This window comes from Cobetia sp. Dlab-2-AX, from assembly GCF_024124625.1.
Taxonomy (GTDB): domain Bacteria; phylum Pseudomonadota; class Gammaproteobacteria; order Pseudomonadales; family Halomonadaceae; genus Cobetia.
In genome coordinates, this window is the sequence record NZ_JAMXRV010000010.1 from 89483 (window position 1) to 113874 (window position 24392).

Sequence of the window (24392 nt, forward strand, 5' to 3'; positions counted from 1 at the left end):
TGCCCGTGAGGCTTGTTCGATGAATTATCTCCCTGATTTCCCGCGCCTGTTGCCGTATCTGCCCGACCTGATGGCCGGGCTGATGACGACGGTCTGGCTGACGGCGCTGACCACCACACTGGGGATACTCGGCGCGGTGATGTGTGTCTGGCAGCGCCATCGTGCGCCGACCAGCCTCTTCAGCCGGCTGCTGGGCATGCTGGTGGAGCTGCTGCGTAACACGCCCTTCATCGTCCAGCTGTTCTTCATCTTCTTCGGCCTTCCAGCGCTGGGGCTGTCACTCAGTGCCGAGATGGCCGCGGTGATCGCGATGACACTCAACCTAGCGGCCTACAGCAGTGAAATCCTGCGTGCCGGGGTCGATGCCACCGGTCGTGGCCAGTGGGAAGCCGGGCGAGCACTGGGACTTACCCGCTGGCAGAGCTATCGCCATGTGGTGCTGATGCCGGCGCTGGAACGCATGTATCCGGCGCTGACCAGTCAGTGCGTGATCGTGATGCTGGGCTCCGCCGTGGTCTCCCAGATCAGCGTGGCGGACCTGACCTTCGCGGCCAACTTCATCCAGTCACGTACCTTCCTGAGCTTCGAGAGCTACGTGGTGACGGCGGGCATGTACCTGCTGCTGGCCATCGCGATGCGTGCCTTGCTCAACCGCATCGGGCGTCGCCTGTTCGGCTTTCGCCACCTGACGCCGGCCCCGCGTAGCCGTCTGTCTTCCCCTGTCCTGAAAGAGGCCCACTCATGATCGACTTCACGCTGTGGGACATTCTGCGCAACCTGTTGCTGGCGGCGCGCTGGACACTGGCGCTGTCCCTGATCGCTTTCATCGGCGGGAGTCTGGTGGGGCTGGCGCTGACCTTTCTGCGCCTGACCCGCTGGCCGGGGGCGGCGCTCTTCTGTCGTCTCTACACCGAGCTGTTCCAGGGCACGCCGCTGTTGATGCAGCTGTTCCTGGCCTTCTTCGGCGTGTCGGTCTTCGGGCTGGATGTCTCGGCCTGGACGGCGGCGGCCGTGGCGCTGACGCTGTTCAGCAGTGCCTTCCTGCACGACATCTGGCGCGGCTGTGTCGAGGCGGTGCCCAAGGGGCAGTGGGAAGGGGCGCGGGTGCTGGGGCTCGGCTACCTGAAGACCATGCGCCACATCATCCTGCCGCAGGCACTGCGCATGGCCATCGCGCCGACCGTCGGCTTCTCGGTGCAGATCATCAAGGGCACCGCGCTTGCCTCGGTGATCGGCTTCGTCGAGCTGACCAAGGCCGGCACCATGCTCAACAACGCCACCCTGGAACCCTTTACCGTCTTCGCGCTGGTCGCGTTGCTGTATTTCGCCATGTGCTATCCGCTGTCGCGGCTGGCTCGCCATCTGGAGGCACGTCTCAATGTCACTGCTCGCTGAAGTTTCCGCGCTGGATAGCGCCTCATCCGACGCCGCTGTCTCCGAAAAGACTACTGTCACCGGGAGCGCTCCCGTTTCCGAGAAGACAAAGTCACCGCTGGTCAGCCTGTCGGTGCTGACCAAGTCCTTCGGCGACGTGGCGGTCCTCAAGGGCATCGATCTCGAGGTGCGCCCGGGGGAAGTGGTGTCGATCATCGGGCGCAGCGGTTCCGGCAAGAGCACCTTGCTGCGCTGTATCAATCAGCTCGAACGGCATGACGGCGGCGCCATTCATGTCGCCGGCAAGCTGCTGGATGGTAGCGAGATGGATGCCGCCGCCCTGGCGCAGGATGTCGGCATGGTGTTCCAGAGCTTCAATCTGTTTCCCCACAAGCGCGTCGGCGAGAACGTGATGCTGGCACCGATGCTGGTCAAGGGCGTCGCTCGCGATGTCGCCGAGCGCGAGGCCCGCGAGATGCTGGCCAAGGTCGGGCTGGGGGAGAAATTCGATGCCTGGCCGATTCAGCTCTCCGGTGGACAGCAGCAGCGGGTGGCGATCGCGCGCGCCCTGGCGATGCACCCCAAGGTGCTGCTCTGCGATGAGATCACCTCGGCGCTGGACCCGGAACTGGTCGGCGATGTGCTCAAGGTTCTGGAACAGCTCAAACGTGAGGGCATGACGCTGATTCTGGTCACCCACGAGATGAATTTCGCCCGCGATGTGGGGGATCGCGTGATCTTCATGCACCAGGGGCGCGTGCATGAGTCAGGCGATCCCGCAACGCTGTTCGCCAATCCGGCAACGGAAGAGCTGCGCCAGTTCCTCGGCGCGGTGCTATGAGCGCAGCGTCTTGAGCGAACAGCGGTGGACCACATCATGAGTCGAAAGGAGTCGCTCCCAGTGGACAAGCGTATCTATGTAGCGCCGGCACGTTTTTCGGGGCCGCGGAAACAGGGGCCGCTTGATGGTCAGAGACTGGTGGTGAAGGATCTGTTCGCGATCAAGGGCGAGCGCATCGGCCAAGGCAACCCTGACCTGCTGGCCAGCGCCCCCATCGAGGGGCAGACGGCGCCTGCTGTCCTCGCGCTTCAGCAGGCGGGGGCCGATAATCGTGCCCGCACCACCACCGATGAGCTGGCCTATAGCCTCAACGGCACCAATGCGCATTTCGGCACGCCGCAGAACCCACGCGCGCCGCTGAGGTTGCCGGGCGGCTCGAGCGTGGGCTCTGCGGTGGCGGTGGCACGTGGCGAGGCGGAGATCGGTCTGGGCACCGATACCGGCGGCTCCATCCGTGTACCGTCCAGTTACTGCGGGATTTATGGGCTGCGCCCGACGCATGGTCGTATCAGCATGTCGGGGCTAAAGCCGCTGGCGCCGCGCTTTGACACCGTCGGCTGGATGACGCGGGATCTGGCGACGCTGACGCAGGTCAGTGAGGTGCTGATGCCGGCGACGACAGCCACTCGACTGCCTGCTCGTATCATCCTGCTGGTGCCGGAAGGGCTGGCCGCGGGGCCTTATCAGCGCCTGTTGGGGCCGCTGTCCCGGCGCCTTGAGTCGCTCGGCTTTCAGTGCGAGCGGCGCATGCTGAGCCAGGCCTTCATGGCACACGCCAGTGAAGCCTTCCGGATTCTGCAGGGCTGCGAGATTCGGCGTACGCACCAGGCGTGGTTGAGTACGCCGGAGCAGGGGCCCGAATCGCACTGGCCGCGCCTCAACCCGGATATCGCGGCGCGTCTCAAATGGTGCATGACGCTCAGCGATACCGACGAGCAGGCAGCAGAAGCCAAGGCAGATACCATTCGCCGCTGGTATCGCCAGCAGCTGGCAGCCAGTCAGCCGGCCAGTCATCAGGAAGGCAGCGAGGCGCCAGAAGAGGCTGGCAGTCGCGCGTCTCACGCCCAGACCGAAGCCACCAGCGAGGCGGTCTTCGTGCTGCCCACCACGCCGGGCGCCTCACCGCTGCTGGGTGCAAGCCTTGAGGTGATGGAGGCCTATCGTCATCGCCTGATGGGACTCACCGCGCTGGCGGGCTTGAACGGTGCGCCGCAGCTGAGTCTGCCGTGGCTTGCCGACTCGGCGGCACGCCTGCCACAGGAAGCCGCGCCCCCGCCCTGGGGCGTGTCATTGCTGGGCCTGCCGGGTCGCGATGAGAGCCTGCTGGCCTTGGCCCGTATGTTGGAAGACTGACCAGCGCTGCCTTGCATGTGCGATTGCAGACATTGTCTGGAGTTGAACAGAAACGCCGTATCCCGCAAGGGCTGCGGCGTTTCTGGTGCTGGCGCTTGAAGGGGTGGTTCGTCAGCTGGCGGGGGGATAGGGATGTTCGCGCTGCCAATGCTCGGCGATATCGATGCGCCGCGTGATCCATACCTTGTCGTGGGACTGGACGTAGTCGAGGAAGCGTTTCAGCGCCGCGAAGCGTCCCGGGCGGCCGGCGATCCGGCAGTGCAGCCCGACGGAGAGCATCTTGGGCGCGGTGTCGCCCTCGGCGTAGAGCACATCGAAGGCATCGCGCAGGTACTGGAAGAAGTCCTCGCCGCTGTTGAAGCCCTGGGCGCTGGCGAAGCGCATGTCATTGGTGTCCAGGGTGTAGGGAACGACGAGATGCGGCACCTGCTCGCCATTGGCGGTAGTCACCTCCATCCACAGTGGCAGGTCATCGCCGTAGTAATCGCTGTCGTAGGTGAAGCCGCTGTGTTCCACCACCAGACGGCGGGTATTGGGGCTGTCACGTCCGGTATACCAGCCCTGCGGCGCATGGCCGACCAGCTCGCGATAGCTTTCCACCGCGCGTTCCAGGTGGGCGCGCTCATGGACCTCATCCATGTGCTGGTAATGAATCCAGCGCCAGCCGTGACTGGCGATCTCATGGCCATCCTCCAGAAAACGCGCCACCAGATCCGGATGGCGCGCCAGCGCCATGCCGACGCCGAAGACCGTCAGAGGTAACTCGCGGCGCTTGAATTCATCCAGAATCCGCCACACGCCACTGCGCGAGCCGTATTCGTAGATCGACTCCATGCTCATGTGCCGCGCGGGGTAGGCCTCGGCACCGATGATCTCGGAGAGAAACTTCTCGCTCTCGCTATCCCCGTGCAGCAGGCAGTTCTCGCCGCCTTCCTCATAGTTGAGCACAAACTGGACCGCGATCTTCGCGCCACCCGGCCAGTTGGCATGGGGGGGATTGGCACCATAACCGATCAGATCACGCGGATAGTCGTCGCCCCACAGGGCGTTGTCGTTGTCTGGCATCGTGCGGCTTCCTTGCGGGTGGCTAACGAAATGAAGAGCGATATGAATACCCCATCACTCTCCATTGATGTGCAGGCATTGTGCCATCACGGCGCATGGTGGCGTCGTCACGCTTGCATCCCGCATCAATTCGTCGGTGTCCACCAGCGAGGCAGCAACCGTGCGACTTCCGGGCGCATGAAGCGGTCATCGATCAAGTGGATCACGCCCTGATCCTGCTCGCTGCGAATCACTCGGCCGGCAGCCTGCACCACTCTGGTGAGTCCCGGGTACAAATAGGTGCAGTCATCGGCATTCAATGGCTGGATGACCGGGCGAGGTGCGCGCGGATCGTCGTGTGGGTCGCCTTCAGCCTGATTCGGTTGGCTGCGCCGCTGAGCGTCGTTGTTCAGCCACGTGGCCAGACGCTGCTTGAGTGCTTCATTCTCGGGGCTGAAACCGGCCAGACCCAGGGTGGCGATGAAAGCCCCGATCAGCCGCGAGCCGGGCAGATCGATCCCTTCGCCGAAGGCGCCACCCAGCACCGCGAAACCGATGCCTTGTCCCTCGGGCGTGAAGCGCTGAATGAAGCGGGTGCGCTCAGCCTCCGTCATGGCGCGGGTCTGGCGCCATTGGGGAATCTCCGGCGCCAGCTGTTGCAGGGTGCTGGCGACCTGTTCGAGATAGGCGAAACTCGAGAAGAACGCCAGATAATTGCCCGGGCGCTGCCGGTATTGGCGCGCCATCAACTCGGCGATCGGCCGACAGGAGGCGTCGCGATCCCGCAGGCGTGTCGAAAGCCGATGGCGACTGACCTGCACCTGGGTCGCGGTAAAGGGGGAGTCGACACTCAGCCAGACCGCATCGTCCGCCAGACCCAGCAGACGATGGTGATAGGCCGGTGGATTGAGCGTGGCCGAGAACAACAGGGTAGCGTGACTGGCGCGCAGGCGGGGCGCCAACCATGGCGCCGGGCTGACGCAGCGCAGTCGCGGGTGGATCTGGCGCACGCTGCGCCCACGGGCCTTGCGTGGTCGGGTTGCTGTTCCTGCTCCTGCTTCTGCTCCTCCTGCTTCTGCACCTGCATCCGATGCTAAGCCGGAACTCGAGCTTGAATCGCTGGCGAGTGATGTCTGCCGCGCGGGGGGCGTGAAGGCGAGTTCGACCTCGAACAGTGAGTGATCGCCGAAGCCTTCGGAGAGTCGCGCCAGTGTCAGTGCCGCAAAATACGCCTCCATCATCTCTACATCGGTTTCCACACGGCGCCTGGCCGTGGAGGAGGTCGAGCCGGAGACCGTCGTTGCAGTGCCTGTATCCTTGGTAATCGGTGCCGAAGAGGAAGCATCGCTTGCGATCAGACCCAGCTGTTCGGGGGCTTGTGTGGCTGTGACTCTCGCCGGCTGTTGCCTGTCCGCAGCAGGGGATGCGGCCTTGTCAGGCTCTGCCAACCAGTCACCCATTGCACCGGTCCACTGGCTCAAGGCCTTGAGGAAGTCGCCGGGCAGAGCCTCCAGCGCAAGTCGCTGGGCCTTGCGGCCTTCGTCCTTGCTTGTCTGTGTAGCGCCTTCAGTACCCTGCTCGAGCTGCTCCAGCGCGCGCCATTGGCGAGCCAGCGCGCGTGAGGCCGATCGCAGCGGAGCCGGATGGCCCGTGCGGCTCAACTGCTTGAGCAGAAAGTGGAACTGGCGCGCGTCGAGCTCGGTGCTGTACATGCCGCGGGCGCGCTCGATGAGATTGTGGCTCTCATCGACCAGTACCACCGTGCGCCAGTCATTGGCCTGGGTCAGGGCGAACAGCAGCGCATGATTGTCGAAGTAGTGGTTATGGTCGCCGATGATGACATCCGCCCAGCGCGAGAGCTCCTGGGCGAGAAAATAGGGGCAGATGTCATGGGCCAGGGCGTGGCGGCGTGTCGTCGCCAGATTCAGGGGCCGTCGGTCGGCGAGGGCGGCGTCGCGCACCGCGGGCAGGCGATCATAGAACCCGCGCGCCAGCGGGCATGACTCGCCATGACAGGCGAGGGTCGGGTGCTCGCAGGTCTTGCTGCGCGCGCCCAGTTCCAGAATGCGCAGCGGTGTCGTCGGTGTTTTTTCCTGGCCCTCGCTGCCATCAGCGGCTGGTGCCAAGGTGGCCAGCGCATCGAGTGCCAACGCGCGCCCCGGGGTGCGAGCGGTGAGGTAGAAGAGCCTGTCCGTGCCGCTTGCGGGCATCGCGCGCAGTGCCGGATACAGCGTCGCCAGGGTCTTGCCGGTGCCGGTCGGTGCCTCGGCCAGCAGCTCACGGCCGGTCATCACCGCCTTGTAGGCATGCTCGGCCAGCTGGCGTTGCCCGGGGCGCCAGCTCGGCCATGGAAAGGCCAGGCGGCTCAGCGCGCTGTCGCGGGCACTGCGATGAGCCAGCTCATTGGCGGCGAACTCGCTGAAGCGTGCCGCCAGACGTGCCAGCTCCCCCTCCAGCGCCTCACGGCTCCACCAGGCTTCCAGACGCTGCTCATCATGCTGTGCCTTGCGGCTTTTGGGGTCAGCCTGGTCAGGCTGCTCGTCTCGGTCAGCCAAGGCGCCTGCGTCCTGCTCGTTCTGCTCATCCTTGCTGCCCTTGGCGCCCCCGGGCGCATCCGCCGCGATATCCAGATAGACCAGCGCCAGCGTGATGCCTTCGAGGTCTCGGCTGCGACACATCAGTGCGCCGTAGACGCGTGCCTGGGCCCAGTGCAGGGCGCGATGGTGTGCGGGCTGGCGGGAGAGGTCGCCGCGATGGGTCTTGATCTCCTCGAGGCAGTTGCGCTTGGGATCATAGCCATCGGCGCGCCCACGGATGGTCAGGTTGCCGATGTCACCGCTGAGCGAGATCTCGCTTTCATAGTCCTTGCCGCGTCGGCGCACGATACGCTGATGACCACGGATGCCCTGCTGGGCGGTAGGCGATGGCGTGAAGCGCAGATCCAGATCGCCCTCGCGCGCGGCAAAGGCGCACAGTTCACGCACCGCGATCCGGTAGCGTGCGGGCTCAGCGTGGGTCTCGTCCGCCTTGATCATGATGCAGGAGGTGCCTTGTGCTGGGAGCATTCGTCCGCTGAGGCCTCGGTCGCGCTCAGCCACTCGACGCGACACTCCAGCGCCGGCATCGCATGGCGTGCGAACAGGGCCAGCCATTGACGCTGGTTGTCCTGCAGACGGTCAGTGGGCGCCTTGACCTCGATCAGTCGATAACGGTCGCTGCTGTGCTCGGGGAAGAACTGGATCAGGTCTGGCAGGCCGGCGCGATGTTCGCGAGGGTTGGCCAGCAGGTGGCGGAAACAGGCTTCCAGATGCGCGGGCGGAATGCAGTCCAGTGCGTGGTTCAGCAGTTCCTCGCTCAATAGCTCCCAGTGCACGAAGGGTGCCTGAATGCCCTGTTTCTGCTGGTGGCGTTCACGGATCACCTTCCGGTAGCTTTCATCCTTCAGGCGCGCGAAGCAGGCCTCGAAAGCGGCCTGGCGGCGGCTGACGAAGTCAGGACGATAGAGGTCCGCCGGGCCGGTATGGAAGGCGTGGAAGAAGGCCCCCGGCAAGGGGGCGAACAGCGCCTCCCAGCACAGCAGAGTGAAGAGCGCGGGGATCAGGCCATTCTCGACATAGAAGACCGGTGCCTCGGGCGTGGCCAAGGCATGGGCGGCCGCGCGCTCGACGCCGTGGATGCCGGCCGCCGCAGAGGTGGCAAGATCGGGCACCGTGAGGGTGATCTGTGGCGTGGTCGGTGCCTTGGCGCGTCTGGGCGCTGGCAATCCGAGGCCACGACACAGACGCGGCAGGGCGCGTTCGAGTGCCAGCTGCTCGTCCAGCGTGATCTCGGCGCGCGCCAATCGCTCGCTGGCCAGCCCGTGGGCTGTGCTGATATCGCCAGACAGCTCCAGCGCTCTCACCCGGCGCGGCATGGCACGCGGGGCATACGCGGAGTCCTCGAGACAGGCGTACTGGCGGGCAGCCGCCTGATGCCAGCCCTGACGCTCGGCGTCGCGGGCCAGGGAGAAGCGCAGGCGGTCACGCCGCTGTGCCAGCCAGGCATTGGCATGATCATCAATAGCGCGCCCGTCATTGGCATGAGCGTCAGTGAGCTGATGAGGCGCGGACGGCTCAGCGGGGATCTCATCTGACGCTGCAGACGGCGTCGCATCCAGCGCTGCGACGATGCGCTGCCAGTGCAGCTCAAGCTCAGCGTTCGCCGTGCGGCCCAGCCGCTCGCGGGCTTGCTGCCAGTCCTCACGCAGCTGCTCCAGGGCCAGATAACGATCCACCTCCCAGCGATGGGTGAAGGCGCGAGAGGCCGGCGACAGGGCGACCGTCTCGCAACGCAGCAGGCCCAGCTCGCTGAGTACGAAGTCCGACAGATTCTGGCGCAGGTTGCCGAAGAACATCAGGCTCAGGCGCCGCGACAGCTCACCCAGCCCGACACTCAAGGTGTCGGCGGCAGGGTCGTTCAACCAGGCTGGCAGTGGCCGTGGCGTGACGTCGCCCAGCAGCTCGCTGAGGGCATCATGCATGCGGCGCTTGGGTGTACTTCTGTGCAGCTCGGGAAAGGCTGCCCGGAGGCGCGGCAAGGTCACCAGCGCCAGCATCTCGTCCAGCGTCAGATCGGCATTGTGGCGGCACAGACCGTCAGGCGTGGCACTGTCGGCGAGCGGTGTGATCAATGGCTGGCTTGCCGCCTCGATCGCACCGATCTCGGCATAGTGCAGCTGTGAGCGCTCGAAATGATCGCCCTTGCGCATCAGCAGTCGCACCAGCAAGGCCCGCGACGCATCCGGCAGACGCGTGATGGCGTCCACCGTGGCACGCTCCGTCTCTGTCAGCAGATCGGCGTGACACTGGCAGACCCAGTCGAGCAGGGTGTCGAAGTTGGCCAGGTAGTAGCGTGGATTGTCGAGGGGAGCGGCTTGCATGGCGACCTGTCGAAGTGGCGGGCAGTGCAGCGGTTTGCCCGAAAGCATGGGGTTATATACAGTATATGGCCATCTATCGTGCTGCAATCTCTTGCAAAGCCTGTCACGAGTCACCACCTGACCGTCATCCAGTGATAAAATCGTTTCATCTGCATGTCTTGAAAGCTTCATGACACGACAGGTGGGCAGGTGTGACAGCGCGCCGACCGCGATTCCTCCCCTCGGAGGCATTTCCGCGATGGTTCAGGATGGGCCATCGATCATCATTCAAGCAGGGCAGGAAGGCAGTCCATGTTTCTTGATCAGTTTCACCGGGTCGAAGATGGCCGCGTGCGGATCACCGCCGAGCAGGCAAGTCGTTTCGCCAAGCAGATGGCGGGGGATTACAACCCCATTCATGACCCGGACGCGCGACGCTTCTGTGTGCCCGGCGATCTGCTGTTCTCCCTGTTGCTGGCGAAGTTCGGTCTGTCGCAGTGCATGACCATCCGTTTCTGCGGCATGGTCGGCAACGATGTGCCCTTGATCTTCGAAGCGCTGGACGCCCCCGACGAGAATGGCGTGTCCCTGCTGGTGCGCGATGAAGCCGGCAAGGTCTATCTGACGGTCGAGCGCAGCGGCGATACCACCCATGACGAGGAAGTGGTCGCCAATTTCACCCGCCAGTACATCGCCTTCTCCGGGCGCAACTTCCCGCACTTCCTGCAGCCGTTGATGCTGGAGAAGGGCGTGATGTTCAACCCGGCGCGCCCGCTGGTGATCTACGACAGCATGGGCTTCTGCTTCGAGCGTCTGGATATCGCCGACCTGCACCTCGATTTCGTGGGGTCCTCGCTCGAGGTCAACGGCAAGCGTGGCGATACCCTGCTCGAGTTCAGCATCCATGATGGTGAGCAATGCATCGGCAGTGGCTCCAAGAAGCTGGTCGTCAGCGGTCTGCGCGATTACTGCGCCGAGACCATGGATGCGTTCGTGGAGTCCTTCGAGGCGCTCAAGCGCGAAGCCGAAGCCTGAGATAGCCGGTCAGTCTGACGCTTGTCGCCAGACGCCCCGCGCATGAGTCGGCAGTCATGCAGACGCCCGCCAGAGAATTCTCTGGCGGGCGTCTTGGCATCTGAATTTCACAACGCTGAATGTCACACCGCTTGTGAAGCGTCGCTGGAAGTCGCCGGTTGTCATTCACCGCCAACTGGCCGGCTCACCGTGTGACCGTCTAACCACGCTCAGCGCTTGATGCTGATCGGCGCCAGTGCATCGCCCTGGGGCGTGATGCGCCCGATGATAGCGCTGGCGTGATAGCCGGCGGCCTTGAGCGCGGCCAGGCAGGCCTCGGCCTCTTCGGCCGGCACACTGGCCAGCAGGCCACCGGCGGTCTGCGGATCGAACAGTAGCGGATAGCGCGGGTGATCGATGACGCCGGCCTGATCCTTCAGGGCACGCTTGAGGCGCAGATTGGCCGGTTGCAGCGAGCTGACCACGCCGCGGGCGACACAGTCCTCGGCGCCTTCGAGCACCGGCAGGGCATCGATCTCGAGTTCGGCATCCATGCCGCTGGCACGGGTCATCTCCACCAGATGGCCGAGCAGGCCGAAGCCGGTGACATCCGTGGAGGCGCTCGCCTGATGTGCGCGCAGAATATCCGCCGCGCGCTGGCTGGATTGCTGCATGCTGTTGAGCGCGGCGTCGATCCAGCGGCCGCGGGCTTCCAGGCGTGCGTGCGCCGCCAACAGCGTGCCGGTGCCGATGGCCTTGGTGAGCAGCAGCACATCGCCCGGTTGCATGCCGCCCTTGCAGGTAACGCCGGCCAGACTCTCCTCCACCAGACCATTGAGCGCGAAGCCCAGCGCCAGCTCCTGACCTTCGCCGGTGTGGCCGCCGACCAGACTGCAGCCTGCCTCGTTGAGCACCTCGGTCGCGCCCTGCATCAGCTCGCGCACCAGCGGTTCGACCTTGCGCTCGACTCCTTGCGGCACCGTGGCGACGGCGGTGGCGGTATGGGGTGTCGCGCCCATGGCGTAGAGATCGCCCAGGGCATGATTGGCGGCGATGCGCCCGAACAGGTAAGGGTCATCGATGAAGGCGCGGAAGAAGTCGACGCTGTGTACCAGTGCCTGACCCTCGGGCACTCGCACGATGGCGGCATCGTCGGGGGCATGTAGCCCGACCAGCACGTCCGGGTTCTCGCGTGGGGCAAGGCTCTGAAGCGCTCGGGAGAGCACGCTGGCACCGACCTTGGCGCCACAGCCGCCACAGCGCATCGCCAGAGCGGACAGGGCCTGATGTGCCTCCTGCTCATCCAGCTCGGCGGTCAGGCGCGGGTGGAGCCTGCCATCGCCGCCCTTGAGCGTCTGCCAGGCAGCGCTGATACGCTGGTGCACTCCGGCAAGGCCGCCGGTGGCCGTGGTGTCCTGCATGCTGGGCAGTTCATTGAAGCGTGCCATGAACTGGCGATCGATATGGTCCTTCCAGCGCCACAGCCACGGGCGCAGACGTGGCGCGACCACCCCCAGCTTGCCGCGTGAGGCGATGGCGTCGCGATCCCCGGTGCTGATCAGCGCCAGCCAGCGCGACTGCGGGATATGGTTCTTGAGCGGCTCGCCGCGCACGGCCCGTCGCAGGTTGTCGGCCAGTGGTCGCGCCTGACGCACGGCAAACACGCCGGCCTTTTCGCGGGGATGATTCAGCTGATGCGCGATATCGCCCGCGGCGAAGATGGCGTCATCCTCAAGCGTCTGCAGGCTATCGCGCACCTTGAGGAAGCCATCCTCATCGAGGCTCAGTCCGGTCTTCTCCAGCCAGCGCGCGCCCCCGGCGCGTGTCACCCAGATGGCCTCATCGGCTTGATGGCGGGTGCCACTGGCGCTGATCAGCAGCCGCTGTGAGGACGTCGTGGAGGATTCGACAGCGGTGATCTCCTCACCGAAATGCACCTGGATACCGCGCTCGTGCAGGGTAGTGGCAAGCGCCTCGCTGACCGTGTGCGCATGGGTGGGCAACAGACGCTGACCGCGGGTGATCAGCATCAGGTTCGGCTTGAGCGCATCAGGCAACTCGGTGGCGAGGCGCTGTTGGATGGCCAGTAGCAGCTCGACCCCGCCGGCACCGCCGCCGACCAGCACGATATCGAGCGGGCGCTCGGCGCTTCTGGCGCGCTCGAGCAGACTCAGCCAGCGCTGCTGGAAGGTGCTGATCGGCTTGACCGCCACCACGGGGGCGTCTGCGACTTCAGGATCACCGATACCATCGATGTGGGACAGGCGAGGCGTGGAACCGATATTGATCGACAGCAGGTCGTAGTCCACCGCCGGGCGCTCGGCGCAGATCACGCGGCGTTCACGGCGGTCGATGTCGATCACCTGATCGCGATAGAAGCGGGCGCCGGCGAACTGACACAGCCGGCGCAGGTCGATATGCACATCGTCGAACGTATAATGACCGGCGACGTAGCCCGGCAACATGCCGGAGTAGGGCGTGTCGGTGTCGCGACAGATGACGGTCAAGCGGACACCGGGCTCTGGCTGCATGGCAAATCGCATCAGCACGCCGACGTGGCTGTGCCCACCGCCGATCAGGACGATATCGCGCACGATGGGTGCTTTGACTGGCATGGAGGCGGACGGCATCGTGAATCTCGATAATCAGTAAAATAGGGAAACAGGAGCACAAGAATGCAGAGCCTGGGTGTGACAGATCAGACCGGCGACAGAATGCGCAAAGGCCGGAGTCTAGCAACTTGAACTTCCTCGGTCATGCACGCCTGAGCCTTTCGGGCAGCGATAACTACCTGTTTGGCAACCTGATTGCTGATGGCGTGCGCGGCAGTGACCTGAGCGACTGGCCGCACGAAGTGGAGGCGGGCATCCGTTTCCATCGCCGCTGTGATGCGGTGATCGATGCCCACCCCGAGACGCGCTGGCTGCTGACGCAGGTGCCACCCACATCGCGACGCGTGGCCGGCATCGCCTTCGACATGATGTGGGATCATCTGCTGGCCGCCGACATGCAGGATGACGATATCCAGCGCCTCTATCGCTTGCTGGCACGCGAGGAGGTGCCAGCACGGCTGGCGAGCCTGATCGAGTGGATTCAGGTGCGCGATGCACTCAGGCGCTATCGAGAGCTGGACTTCACGCTCGCGACGATTGCCAGCATCGGCGAGCGCATGGTGGCCAGACGTCGGTCACGCAATGGCGGTCGTTCGAGCGGCGTGGAAGGTACGCACGGACAGCGAGTTCTGGATGCAGACGCCAATCCGCTGGCGGACATGACGCCGTGGCTGGCGGATAACCGCGCGATGCTCGAGGACAGCTTCGCGCGGTTGTGGCCGGACATGCTGGCATTGCGCCAGCCGCCCGCTATCTGACGATCAGGTTTGCGCTCAGCGCAGCTCCAGTCGTGTGAAGGGCCTCAGGAGATACGAGAGCACGCTGCGCTCACCGGTCTCGATGTCGACCGTGGCGACCATGCCCGGCTTGATCGGCAGCGTCTCGCCGTTGTGCTCAAGCGCCGCGGTCTCGCTGCTGACCAGCACGCGATAGTAGCTTTCCTCGCCGCGTGGTGTTTCCTCCTCCAGGGTGTCCGAGCTGATGCGCTCGACCTTGCCTTCCAGCGTGCCGTAGACCGCATAGTCGTAGGCGCTGATGCGGATCGTCGCCGGCATGCCCGGGGCGATGAAGGCGACATCCTGCGGGCGGATGCGCGTCTCGAACACCAGAGTGTCCTCCAGCGGCGTGATCTGCATGATCTCCTCGCCGGGCGGAATCACCCCACCGCGCGTGGTGATGGCGATGTTGTTGACCACCCCGCGAACCGGCGAGAGCAGCCGGGTACGGTCCAGCTGGTCGCGGCGCTGCACGCTGGTTTCCTCGAGGGCGGCCAGTTCGGACTTCTTGTCGGCAAGCTCGGCGTAGGCATCCTGCAGATAGGTGTTGCGGATCTCTGCCTGACGGCCCTTGAGCTCTGCGATCTCGCGATCCAGTTTGAGCATTTCCATTTCCCCCACGGCACGCCGCTTGACCAGCGGACGAATCATCGCAAGTTGACGCTGGGCCGCACTGATTTCCTTGCTGACCGCATTCAGGGCGCTGTCACGCTTCTTGCGCCGGGCCGTGAACAGCTCGCGCTCGGTGGCGGTCAGTGCCTCGTTGTCACGCACTTCCTTGGGGAACTCGATGCTCGACTTGTCCAGCACCTCGGCCTCCAGACGAGCGATGGTGGCGCGCAGCGCCTGCGCCTGACTCAGTGATTCCATGTAGGCCGAGCGGAAGCGGGTCTCGTCGATGGCGGCCAATAGCTGACCGGCCTCGACGATCTCGCCCTCGCTGACCATCACTTCATCCAGGATGCCGCCCTCGAGGCTCTGGATGGTCTGCTGGCGCGAGGAGGGGATGACCTTGGCTTCGCCACGCGCCACTTCGTTGACCTCGGCCCAGCTCGACCAGGCGATGAACAGCGCGATGACCAGGAAGCTGGCCCATAGCAGCGGACGCGACCAGTGGCTTTCCAGCGTCTGGTCCGGCGCGCCCAGCTCGCGTTTGATGAGTTCGGAATCGAAACGCTGGCTCATGAGGCCTCCTGGCGCTGACGGGATGCGGAGGTGGCCGGTGTCTTGCCGGCCGATTGTCTGGCCATGATCTGATCCAGCGGGCCGTCCATGACACGCTTGCCGTGGCGCAGCACCAAGGCGCGTTCGACCCAGCCGAGCAGCGACTTGCGGTGCGTGGCCAGCACCAGGGTGCGGCCGGGAAGCCAGGTAGCGAGCGTCTTGATGACGTGCTGCTCGGTGGCCTGGTCCAGCGAGGCGGTGGGCTCATCCAGCAGCACCACGACCGGGTCCTGCAGCACCAGGCGGGCAAGGCCGAGGCTCTGACGCTGGCCACCGGACAGGCTGTGGCGATCATGCAGCATCATGTCCAGCCCCAGCGGGTGGCGGCGCACGAAATCGCCCAGCCCGGTCATCTCGATGACCTCCAGCAGGCGCATGTCGCTGACATCCCGCCCGTCGATGCACAGGTTGTCGCGCAGCGTGCCGCTGAACAGGCTGATGTCCTGCGGCAGATAGCCAATGGCGCGCTGACGATCGGCAGGGTCGATCTGACTCAGGGCGAGATTGTCGAGGGTCAGCTCGCCACTGGTGGGCGTGAAGTAGCCGGCCAGCAGACGCAGCAGGGTGCTCTTGCCGGCGCCGTTGCCCCCTAGCAGGGCGATGTGCTCGCCGGGTGCGATGCTCAGGCGGTCCAGCGCCAGGGCCTCCGGGGCTTCCTCATCGTAGCGCCAGTGCAGATTCTCGGCCTGGTAGTGACCGCGTGCTTGGGCGAGGCGCGCGAAGCGACGATCGCTGGGACGCTCGATATCGGTCTCCATCAGCGCATCCAGTCCTTCCTTGGCGACCTTGACGTGCTGCCAGCGGCTCAGCAATGCGCTGATCTGCAGGGTCGGGCCGATGGCCCGCGACGACAGGATCGAGCAGGCGATCAGCGCACCGACGCTCAACTCGCCGGCCATGATCAGGTAGACCCCGGCAATGATGACGCCGACATAGGCCAGCTGCTGCATGCCGGTGCCCCAGCTGGTCAGCCAGGCGACGGCGTGGCGGAAGGTGACGCCACGGTGGGTCTGCTCGGAGGTCAGGCGCTGCCACTGACGGCTGGCATGGCCCTCGGCGCGACAGGCCTTGAGGTTCTCGAGGTTGTCGAGGGTTTCGAGCAACACGCCATTCTTGACCGCGGATTCGCGCATGCCCTCACGGGACAGACGCGACAGCCACGGTTGCGCCAGCAGCACGGGAATCAGCATCAACACGATGGCCGCCACCGGCACCCAGACCACCGGGCCGCCCAGCAGGGCGATCAGCCCCAGGAACAGCAGCGCGAAGGGCAGGTCACCACAGGCGCCGAGGGTCGAGGCGGTGAAGAACTCGCGAATGGCGTCGAAGTCACGAATCTGGCTGGCCATCGCACCGGTCGAGCGCGGCTTGGCGGCCAGGCGCATCTGCACGGCGTGACGGAAGATGTGATCGTTGAGTTCGAGGTCAATCTTCTTGCCCGAGTTCTCGATCAGCTGCGCCCGTAAGGCGCGCAACAAGGCTTCCAGCCCGATGGCGAGCATCACGCCGATGCCCAGCGCCCACAGCGTATCGACGGCACTGGTCGGCACCACCCGGTCATAGACCTGCATCGCGAACAGGGCTGTCGCCACGGCCAGCAGGGCGGCAAGCGAGGAGGACAGTGCGACCTCGGCAAAGACGCGCCAATGTGACTTGAGCCGTGAGGTCAGCCAGTGCCCCTTCCGGGTCTGGCTGTAGCCTTCCGCGCGCTCCAGCGAGATCTCGCCATGTGCAAACAGCGCAATGCCGGCGTAGACGGCAGCCAGCGCGTCCTGTGGCAGCCAGTAGGCGCCACCGGACAGTGGGTCGAGCAGCTTGTAGCCGGGGCCGCTGGGGGCGGTATCCAAGTCATCGCCTGCCTGGGTGTCGCTCGTGTCGCTGCCCGGCTCACTTCTCGTGTCGGTAGCCGACTCGCTGCTCGATCCCGTGCTCGACTCGGCAGGCCACTGATGCGCGGCCTCATGGGACAGCAACACGCGACTGCTGCCGTCTTCCAGCAGCACGACACAGGGCATCAGACTTTCGGGAATCTCGCTGAGAGGTGCCTGACTCAAACGCGCGGCGATACCCTGGCGCGAGAGGGCTTGCTCCAGATCCTGCGGCGCCAGTTCACCCTTGGTGAGTGGCATGCCATGTCGCAGGCGCTCGAGATCGATGCCGTGGCCCTGCAGACGCAGCAACTGGCGAACGCTCTCCAGCAATGGGTCGGGGTGCGATGCCGCCGTGGCCGAGGAGGCAGTGGTCTGTGGGGCGCTCATGGGCTGACTCCCTGGCTGGCATGGTGATGAGAGTGGGGCAGCGAGGTATGCGCCGTCTCTGGCGGGGTGGCAGCGGCGTCGGCCCGATAGGGCGAGGTGACCAGCGGCAGGGCACCCAGCTGGGTCGCCAGGTCATATTGATCGGTGAGCAGCTGGGTGTTGAGCTCGATCATCTGGCGCCGTGCGGCGAAGATCTCGCGCTCGATGGTCAGCAGATCCTCGATATTGCGCGAGCCGGTGATGAACTGGTCCCGATAGCTGCTGCGCAGGCGTTCGCCACTGCGCGCCTGCTGATCCAGCGCCTTGATACGTGCCTCGACCGCGGGCTGACTGGCCGACAGACGCTGGATCTGGCGGCGTAGCTCGCGGGCGGTGGAGGCGGTCTCGAACTGGGCGGCGGTCAGGCGTGCGCGGTCCGCTTCGGGTTGGCGCAACGGCGTCAGTCCCTGGAAGACCGGGGCCTCGATGCGCAGGCCGATGCTTGAGTCGCTGACCATGTCGTCGTTCGACTCATAGCGTGAGCTGGTCGCCTCCAGACGCAGTTCCGGCCAGCGCTCGGCCTTGCTCAGGCTCAGGGCGTGGCGCGCGGCATTCTGCTGACTGACATGACTGCGATAGGCCGGCGCGTTGGTGATGGCGGCATCGGTGGTGGCAGGGTCACGGGCCAGATCCGCCACGAGCGGCAGAGGTGGCGGGGCGCTCAGGGCAACACCCCTGAAGGAGCGGCCGCTGAGTATCTCGAGCTCCTGACGGGCGGTGTCGGCATCGCCCTGCAGACGTGCCAGCCATTCGCGGGCACTGGCGAGGTCCACGGCCGCGCGGTCCAGCTCGACGCGGTCACCGTAGCCCGAGAAGGTGCGGTCATTGGCCAGGGTCTCGAGGCTTTCCAGCTTCTCGATGTAATCGCGTACGCGGCGCGTCATGGCGCGGTTGGCTCCGAGATCGATATAGGCGGTAATCGCCTCCTGTGCGACTTCCATGCGGGTCTGATCCAGAGTGTCACGCTCGACATCCCGCTCTGCCTTGCGCTGCTCGACTTCGGCCTCCACCTGGCCCCAGTCGTACAGCATCTGGCTCAGGGTGAGCCGGTAGCCGCCTTCGGTGAAGTTGTCCTCGGTGCCGACACTGCTCTCCAGGCGCGGCCAATAGCCATCCTCGGCGATCTCGATCTCTGTCCCTGAGGCACGCACATTGGCCTGAGCGGCCTCGATGCGAGGGTCATGGGCAAGTACATCGCTCAGCACGGCGGCAAGATCGCGATTCGTCTGGGCAGTGGCCGGGAGTGATGCTGAAAGCCCGGCCGAGATGACACAGATGGCGACGCAACGTTTCGTCGCTGGCATGCGCGGCAGTGTTGCCTGTCTGTGGGCAGACGGGCAACGAAATAGGGTGGGCATCATGTGACTCCTTGTCTTCAGTGTGTCCTCTGAAGTGCTGCGTCGTCCTGACGCTCGAGTGTTTCTGAATCATGCTGATCATCAAGGAAGGTGCCCCTTGCGGGGCACCTGGATCAGGCTTATCCGTTGCTGGTATTCACGGTCACGTCTTGATCGATATACAGCGTTGCCTCACCAAGCTGATAAGTATCATACGTCGTGCCGTTGAACTCGGTCGTTGTCGCGGAGGATGTTGCCCCAGCCGCTTCCACGCTATCGCCTTCATCGCCATCGATGTACAGCTCGTTATCACCATCGGTGAGGTTCAATACCGTATCGGCATCGACTTTCAGGCTAGTGCCGGTCTCGCTGCTGGCCGAGATATCGAGCACTTCGATGTTGGTCATGACACTGGGCTCAGCCTGGGCGGACAAGGCGACGAGATCGATGCCTTTTCCTGTGCCATCGAAGCTGACGGTATCGATGTCAGCGCCACCCTCGATGGTGAAGTCCAGGCTGGAAGTGACGATAAGGTCATCACCCCCGCCACCATCGAAGGTGTTGCTGCCCGAATCGCCAATCAGCAGGTCATCTCCCGCATTGCCGACCAGGGAGTCATCCCCCTCGCCCCCTCGAATGACATCATCAAAGCTACTGCCGATGAGAGAGTCATTGCCGGAAAGGCCGAATATGGTGCTTCCTTCGAGGTTAGCTGAAATATCGATTTCATCATTGGTCAGCAGGCTGCCAATAAAGGTGTTGCTCTCGTTGATACCCGAGAACAAGGGGTCATTACCATCGAGCAGCTCCACACCTGCCAAAGAGGAGATGCCATCCGTGGTGCTGGCATCGTAGGCATCGGTTGCCGTGATGCTATAGGCATCAAGTAGATCGATGTCCAGCAAGTTGTATTCGGCAGCACCGCCATCATCAAATCCGATAGTCGCCAAGAATTGAGTGAGCGCCAAGTTGTCGATATTTCCACCATCAGTCGCGGTAATGGTCAGCTCCGCGGTAGTGGCGAGTGTCCCGATGATCCCGCCATTGCTACTTGTAACTGATAGACCAAGCGAAGTTGCCAAGTCGTTGTCCCAAGTGAATTGAGGATCAGTGAGCAAACCGCTCAGTGCACTGACATCCACAACTGCAGCGTAGTTGATCACGACTGCGCGCAGGTTGTTGTCGGGGTCTGCGACGAAGACCTTGTTGTTGGAAAGGTCAATCAGATCGAGTGCCTCGAGACCGACCAGGCCCAACAGCTCAGAATCCTGCAGGGTGACCATAGGGGCGGTATTGGAGACCGCATCCAGGCTTTCCTCGCCGACGAAGGTGACTTCGCCCGTCGTCGTATCCCCATCTCCATCCACGACCGTGACACTGACATCAGACTCATTGACCTCCGTGCCCACCAACAACTGCTCGCCGCTGATGAGGGAATCAATGACCTCACTGCTCGTCAAGGTGCCACCTTCGGTCAGGTCGAGGCCATTGATGTTGATGACCTGATTGGCTGACGTGGCAGGGTCAGCGGTCAATCCACCCTCTGTGTTGAGATAGAGGACGGTAGTATCAGTTGCCGAAACATATTCGGCACTGATATAGCCCGCAAGATTGTTGGTGGCGCTATCGATGTAATAGGCCCCGTTGAGCATATCGCGCAGATCAAGAATGTCTCCCGATCCGGCGCCACCATTATTGAAGTTGAGCACGGTGTCTGTTGCCGCAGCAGCGACAGTGCCCTCATCACCAGCTTCCCAGCGAATGACGTCGACGCCTGCTCCGCCATTCAAGCTGTCATTACCTAAACCGCCGATCAGCAAGTCGCTGCCAGCCGCACCATTCAGGGTGTCAACGCCACTACCACCACGCAGGATATTGCTTCCGCTTCCACCATTCAGTGTGTCATTACCGGCGTATCCATAGAGGTTGGAGCCTGCCTGTGAAGCGTTAACAGAGTCGTTTCCAGTAGTCCCTTCATCTACAGGAATCTCATAGTCATCTACAAGGAGATCCACATTGGCCAATGAAGCATCTGTGTCAGATGAGGTTGCACCGAGTGAGTCGGTTGCATAAATAGTGGTACTGCTCAGGATGGAATCGGCAATGGAGTCCAAGTCAAGTAAAGCTAGGATTGTAGGCAATACTCCTGGAGCAGTAACTGTGAAATCTATACTAGCCAATAGCTCATTGATTTCGAGGTTGGTTATTTCGCTACCATCATTTTTAGTGATGGTGATTGTTTGCACTGTCTCCCCTGGGGATGAAGCTTGTACATCCAGCCCTAATTCAGATGCTATCTCTTCGCTATAGCTCCAGCTGCTATTGCCAAGCAAAGTGTTGACAAGCCCGGAAACGATGGTATCCGTAAGTAATACGCTCACAATTCCATCAAGGTATGCAGTAATGGTATCAACTAAATTGCCTGATGTAATAGTTATAGAGAACACATTGTTCTCAGCATCGTAGACACTATAGAGCTGGTCATTGCTCAAGGTCACGATATCAAGAACATTGACGCCGACGAGGCCTAGCACACCATCGCTTTCAGTCAGATTGGCTTGCGGGCGTGTATTGGCCTCCTCTGTTGCGCTGAACTGGCCTTGGTGGCTGTAGCTATAGTTCCCTGAGTCGATATTCAGGCTGAAGGATTCACCGGACAGCGTTTCGACCGCCAGAATGCCATCGACGATGCTGACAATACCGCCAGCCTCCAGGCCAATCTCGGTTGAGGTGCCGGTCACGTCCGCGTAGGTGCCATCATCAGAGACAGTAAATGTCAGACCCTTGAAGGTGAAGGACTGTACCTGCCCATTTGCCGCATCAGCCCCAAATCCGAAGTCGCCCTCACCATCGAAGATGGAGCCGGTGTAATGCGTGTTCGAGCTCAGTGACTCCACGATGGTACTTGCCGCAATCGTCGGTACATCATCAGTGATATCGATGTTCAAGGTACTGCTGGTGCTCGACGCACCGTCGGTCAGAGTGACTAGCACATCCACCGTGGATGACTCGGCATCCACCTGATCAATATTGCCGAGCAGTTCTGCGCTGTAGATAACTTCCGAGCCATCCTCGGTGACGGAAACGACCATGACGGACGTCGCTGCAGCGTTGTCGACATCACTTGCCAGTGTGAGCGTGCGTCCTTCATCCGTGACAACCCAATCAAGCGCCTGGCCGTTGCTGGTGAGCGACTCGGTGGAGCTGAGTGAGAGTGTTGCCTCACCGCTGGTATCAGCGAATGCCGGCGTGCTGGCGACAGCACCTGCCACAGAGGCGATCAGCGCTTCCGAGATCGTCAGACGGTTGGCATTGCCCAGATCGAGGAAATCGTCGCTCAGCTTGGTCGCCGTATCGGTCACGGCGGCCACATTCTCGTTACCTGCATCGTCCGTCACGGTCATGGTCACGGTCAGCAGTCCCTCTGCCAGACTGGTGAGATCGACGCCTGACACAGTCACTTCGCCCGCCGCCGAGACAGTGATGTTCTCGGTCGGGACGGTGACGGAGCCATTGTCGGTATCGGTGATCACGATCGTGAGATTGCTGCTGGTCAAGCCAGCTTCGACAGTGCCTTCGAATGTCACATCTGTCGCTTCTGCAGCGTTGAGGTCATCCCCATCTGAATCCGTGAAGTTGATGACGCTCCCTGACGGAGCAGTCGTATCGATGACGATGTCTTGACTCTCGATGGCGCCATCGTTACCGGCGGCGTCCTGCACCTTGAGCTGCACGGTGGCAGAGGTGGTGAGGTCGGTATCTACGTAGCTGACGGCAGTACCGATCACGCTGTCGGTGATGTCTACCCAAGTGGTGCCATCGGTGCTGTAGAGCAGAGTTTCCCCGGTGGCGAGCTCGGTACTCAGCGTAGCGGTAACGGTCAGACCATCATCGTCATTGGTGATGAAATCATCGGCTGCGAGGCCAGTATCATCACTGATGGAGTCGATGGTGATAGTCGTTGTGGGGGCAGTGGCATCTATGGTCACTGTACCCAGATTGACTTCATTGCTGACGTTGCCTGCGGCGTCAGTAATGACAGCTGAGGCGTTGTAGCTACTGCCATCGGTCAACGTGTCAGCCGGGATGGTCACAGCCACAGTGCCTGCGTCGATATCCGTTTCATCCAGCTCCACATCAGCAGTAATCACATTGACCGCATCATCTGTGTCAACCAAGGTGACCGTGGCCGTATCCCCTGCGACGGTATCCGCACTGAGCGCGACCTCGGCTTGCAGCCCATCTGCCAGCTCATCGATATTTACGCCATTGAGGGCTTCACCAATCACTAGTGACGGAGGTGCGCCCGGCGCTGTGTTATCAACCGTCACAGCGCCCAGGTTCACGGCGTCGCTGACGTTGCCGGCGACATCGGTCTGACGAATCTGCACAACACCATCGGCATAGACACCTTCCTCCAGTGTGAAGGTGGTGCCAGTGCCATCGATCCAGGTGCTGCCGCCGTCGAGGGAGTACTCCCAGGTCGCCCCAGTCTCGAGGCCACTGACTGTGACCTCACCATTGCTGGTGATGCCGTCGGCATCGAGCGTGTCGGTGGTCAACGCGACGGCCGGATCAGCGATGGTGGTATCGATCGTCACTGCGCCGAGGCTGGCCTCACTGCTGACGTTGCCGGCCACATCGGTCTGACGGACCTGCACAACGCCATCGGCATAGCTGCCTTCAGCGAGGGTGAAGGTGGTGCCGGTGCCAGCATCCCAGATGCTGCCGCCGTCGAGGGAATACTCCCAGGTCGCGTCGGTCTCGAGGCCACTGACGGTGACCTCGCCATTGCTGGTGATGCCGTCGGCGTCGAGCGTGTCGGTGGTCAGCGCGAGGCTCGGAGCGTCAGGCGCCGTGAGATCACTGGTGGTGGTGCCGTCGGTCTCGAACGTATTGCCCGCCACATCGGTCACGGTCATCGAGACGGTGAGGGCGCCCTCAGTGAGCCCGGAAGTTGCGGTGCTCAGGTCCAGACCGGTGACGGACAGATTGCCGTCACCGTCGACCGTGATATCAGTCGTGGGGACGGTGATCTCGTTGGCCGGATCGGCGCTGTCAGTGATGGTGATCACGACATTGCTGCTGTCGAGACCGGCCTCGATGCTGCCAGTCAGGTCGACGGCGCTGATGTCTGCCAGATTGAGCAGGCCATCGTCACCATCGACGAAGGCGATGCTGCCCGTCGGGGCGGTCGCATCGATCGTCACCGCTCCGAGGCTGGCCTCATTGCTGACGTTGCCGGCCACATCGGTCTGACGGACCTGCACAACGCCATCGGCATAGCTGCCTTCAGCGAGGGTGAAGGTGGTGCCGGTGCCAGCATCCCAGGTGCTGCCGCCGTCGAGGGAATACTCCCAGGTCGCGTCGGTCTCGAGGCCACTGACGGTGACCTCACCATTGCTGGTGATGCCGTCGTCGGTGATGTTGGTGTCGGTGGTGAGCGCAAGGCTCGGAGCGTCAGGCACCGTGAGGTCACTGGTGGTGGTGCCGTCGGTCTCGAACGTATTGCCCGCCACATCGGTCACGGTCATCGAGACGGTGAGGGCGCCCTCAGTGAGCCCGGAAGTTGCGGTGCTCAGGTCCAGACCGGTGACGGACAGATTGCCGTCACCGTCGACCG

General features: G+C 63.2%; 14 protein-coding genes. 6 read left to right on the forward strand and 8 right to left on the reverse strand.

Annotated features, from left to right (window positions below; genetic code table 11):
- Positions 1–19 precede the first annotated feature (19 nt).
- From NH396_RS14885 to NH396_RS14900, 4 genes are read left to right on the forward strand one after another with little or no spacing between them, the layout of a single operon-like run.
- Entirely contained in the window at positions 20–745 is a 726-nt protein-coding gene (locus tag NH396_RS14885; protein WP_253064706.1) for an amino acid ABC transporter permease, read from the forward strand.
- Positions 742–1395, forward strand: coding sequence for an amino acid ABC transporter permease (locus NH396_RS14890; RefSeq protein ID WP_253064708.1), 654 nt, complete (start codon positions 742–744; stop codon positions 1393–1395). Before NH396_RS14885 ends, NH396_RS14890 begins: the two co-directional genes overlap by 4 nt.
- Complete coding sequence (locus NH396_RS14895; RefSeq protein WP_290441805.1) at positions 1379–2215, forward strand: amino acid ABC transporter ATP-binding protein; 837 nt, start codon at positions 1379–1381, stop codon at positions 2213–2215. Before NH396_RS14890 ends, NH396_RS14895 begins: the two co-directional genes overlap by 17 nt.
- Before the next feature lie 60 nt (positions 2216–2275).
- Positions 2276–3568, forward strand: coding sequence for an amidase family protein (locus tag NH396_RS14900; protein ID WP_253064710.1), 1293 nt, complete (start codon positions 2276–2278; stop codon positions 3566–3568).
- A gap of 111 nt (positions 3569–3679) precedes the next feature.
- Here NH396_RS14900 and puuE read toward each other — a convergent pair whose 3' ends face one another.
- The 3 genes from puuE to NH396_RS14915 all read right to left on the reverse strand — a co-directional run bounded on the left by puuE (position 3680) and on the right by NH396_RS14915 (position 9530).
- Positions 3680–4633, reverse strand: a complete 954-nt coding sequence (puuE, locus tag NH396_RS14905; protein ID WP_253064712.1) for an allantoinase PuuE — start codon at positions 4631–4633, stop codon at positions 3680–3682.
- 125 nt (positions 4634–4758) lie between these two features.
- Positions 4759–7647: a helicase C-terminal domain-containing protein gene (locus NH396_RS14910; protein ID WP_253064714.1), complete on the reverse strand. Its 2889-nt coding sequence runs from the start codon at positions 7645–7647 to the stop codon at positions 4759–4761.
- The gene (locus tag NH396_RS14915; RefSeq protein WP_253064716.1) at positions 7644–9530 is read right to left on the reverse strand and encodes a VRR-NUC domain-containing protein; all 1887 of its coding nucleotides are present in this window, start codon (positions 9528–9530) and stop codon (positions 7644–7646) included. The genes NH396_RS14910 and NH396_RS14915 overlap by 4 nt, the downstream gene beginning before the upstream one ends.
- A 291-nt stretch (positions 9531–9821) precedes the next feature.
- On the opposite strand from NH396_RS14915, the gene NH396_RS14920 reads away from it, so the two are divergent.
- The gene (locus tag NH396_RS14920) at positions 9822–10544 is read left to right on the forward strand and encodes a DUF3581 family protein (protein WP_054556084.1); all 723 of its coding nucleotides are present in this window, start codon (positions 9822–9824) and stop codon (positions 10542–10544) included.
- Positions 10545–10753: 209 nt separating this feature from the next.
- Here the strand turns inward: NH396_RS14920 and selD are convergent, their stop codons facing one another.
- The gene (gene selD / locus NH396_RS14925; protein WP_253064718.1) at positions 10754–13138 is read right to left on the reverse strand and encodes a selenide, water dikinase SelD; all 2385 of its coding nucleotides are present in this window, start codon (positions 13136–13138) and stop codon (positions 10754–10756) included.
- Between the two features lie 125 nt (positions 13139–13263).
- Between selD and NH396_RS14930 the strand changes: the two genes are divergently transcribed.
- Positions 13264–13893 (forward strand): ACP phosphodiesterase, encoded by a 630-nt coding sequence (locus tag NH396_RS14930; RefSeq protein ID WP_253064720.1) that lies wholly within the window; start codon positions 13264–13266, stop codon positions 13891–13893.
- Positions 13894–13908: 15 nt separating this feature from the next.
- On the opposite strand, the gene NH396_RS14935 is transcribed toward NH396_RS14930, so the two are convergent.
- The 4 genes from NH396_RS14935 to NH396_RS14950 all read right to left on the reverse strand — a co-directional run bounded on the left by NH396_RS14935 (position 13909) and on the right by NH396_RS14950 (position 24303).
- Positions 13909–15096: an HlyD family efflux transporter periplasmic adaptor subunit gene (locus NH396_RS14935; RefSeq protein ID WP_253064722.1), complete on the reverse strand. Its 1188-nt coding sequence runs from the start codon at positions 15094–15096 to the stop codon at positions 13909–13911.
- On the reverse strand, positions 15093–17393 hold the full coding sequence (locus NH396_RS14940) for a type I secretion system permease/ATPase (RefSeq protein ID WP_253064724.1): 2301 nt from the start codon (positions 17391–17393) through the stop codon (positions 15093–15095). Before NH396_RS14940 ends, NH396_RS14935 begins: the two co-directional genes overlap by 4 nt.
- Positions 17390–18736, reverse strand: a complete 1347-nt coding sequence (locus NH396_RS14945; RefSeq protein ID WP_253064726.1) for a TolC family protein — start codon at positions 18734–18736, stop codon at positions 17390–17392. Before NH396_RS14945 ends, NH396_RS14940 begins: the two co-directional genes overlap by 4 nt.
- Positions 18737–18909: 173 nt before the next feature.
- On the reverse strand, positions 18910–24303 hold the full coding sequence (locus tag NH396_RS14950; RefSeq protein WP_253064728.1) for a hypothetical protein: 5394 nt from the start codon (positions 24301–24303) through the stop codon (positions 18910–18912).
- Positions 24304–24392: the final 89 nt, after the last annotated feature.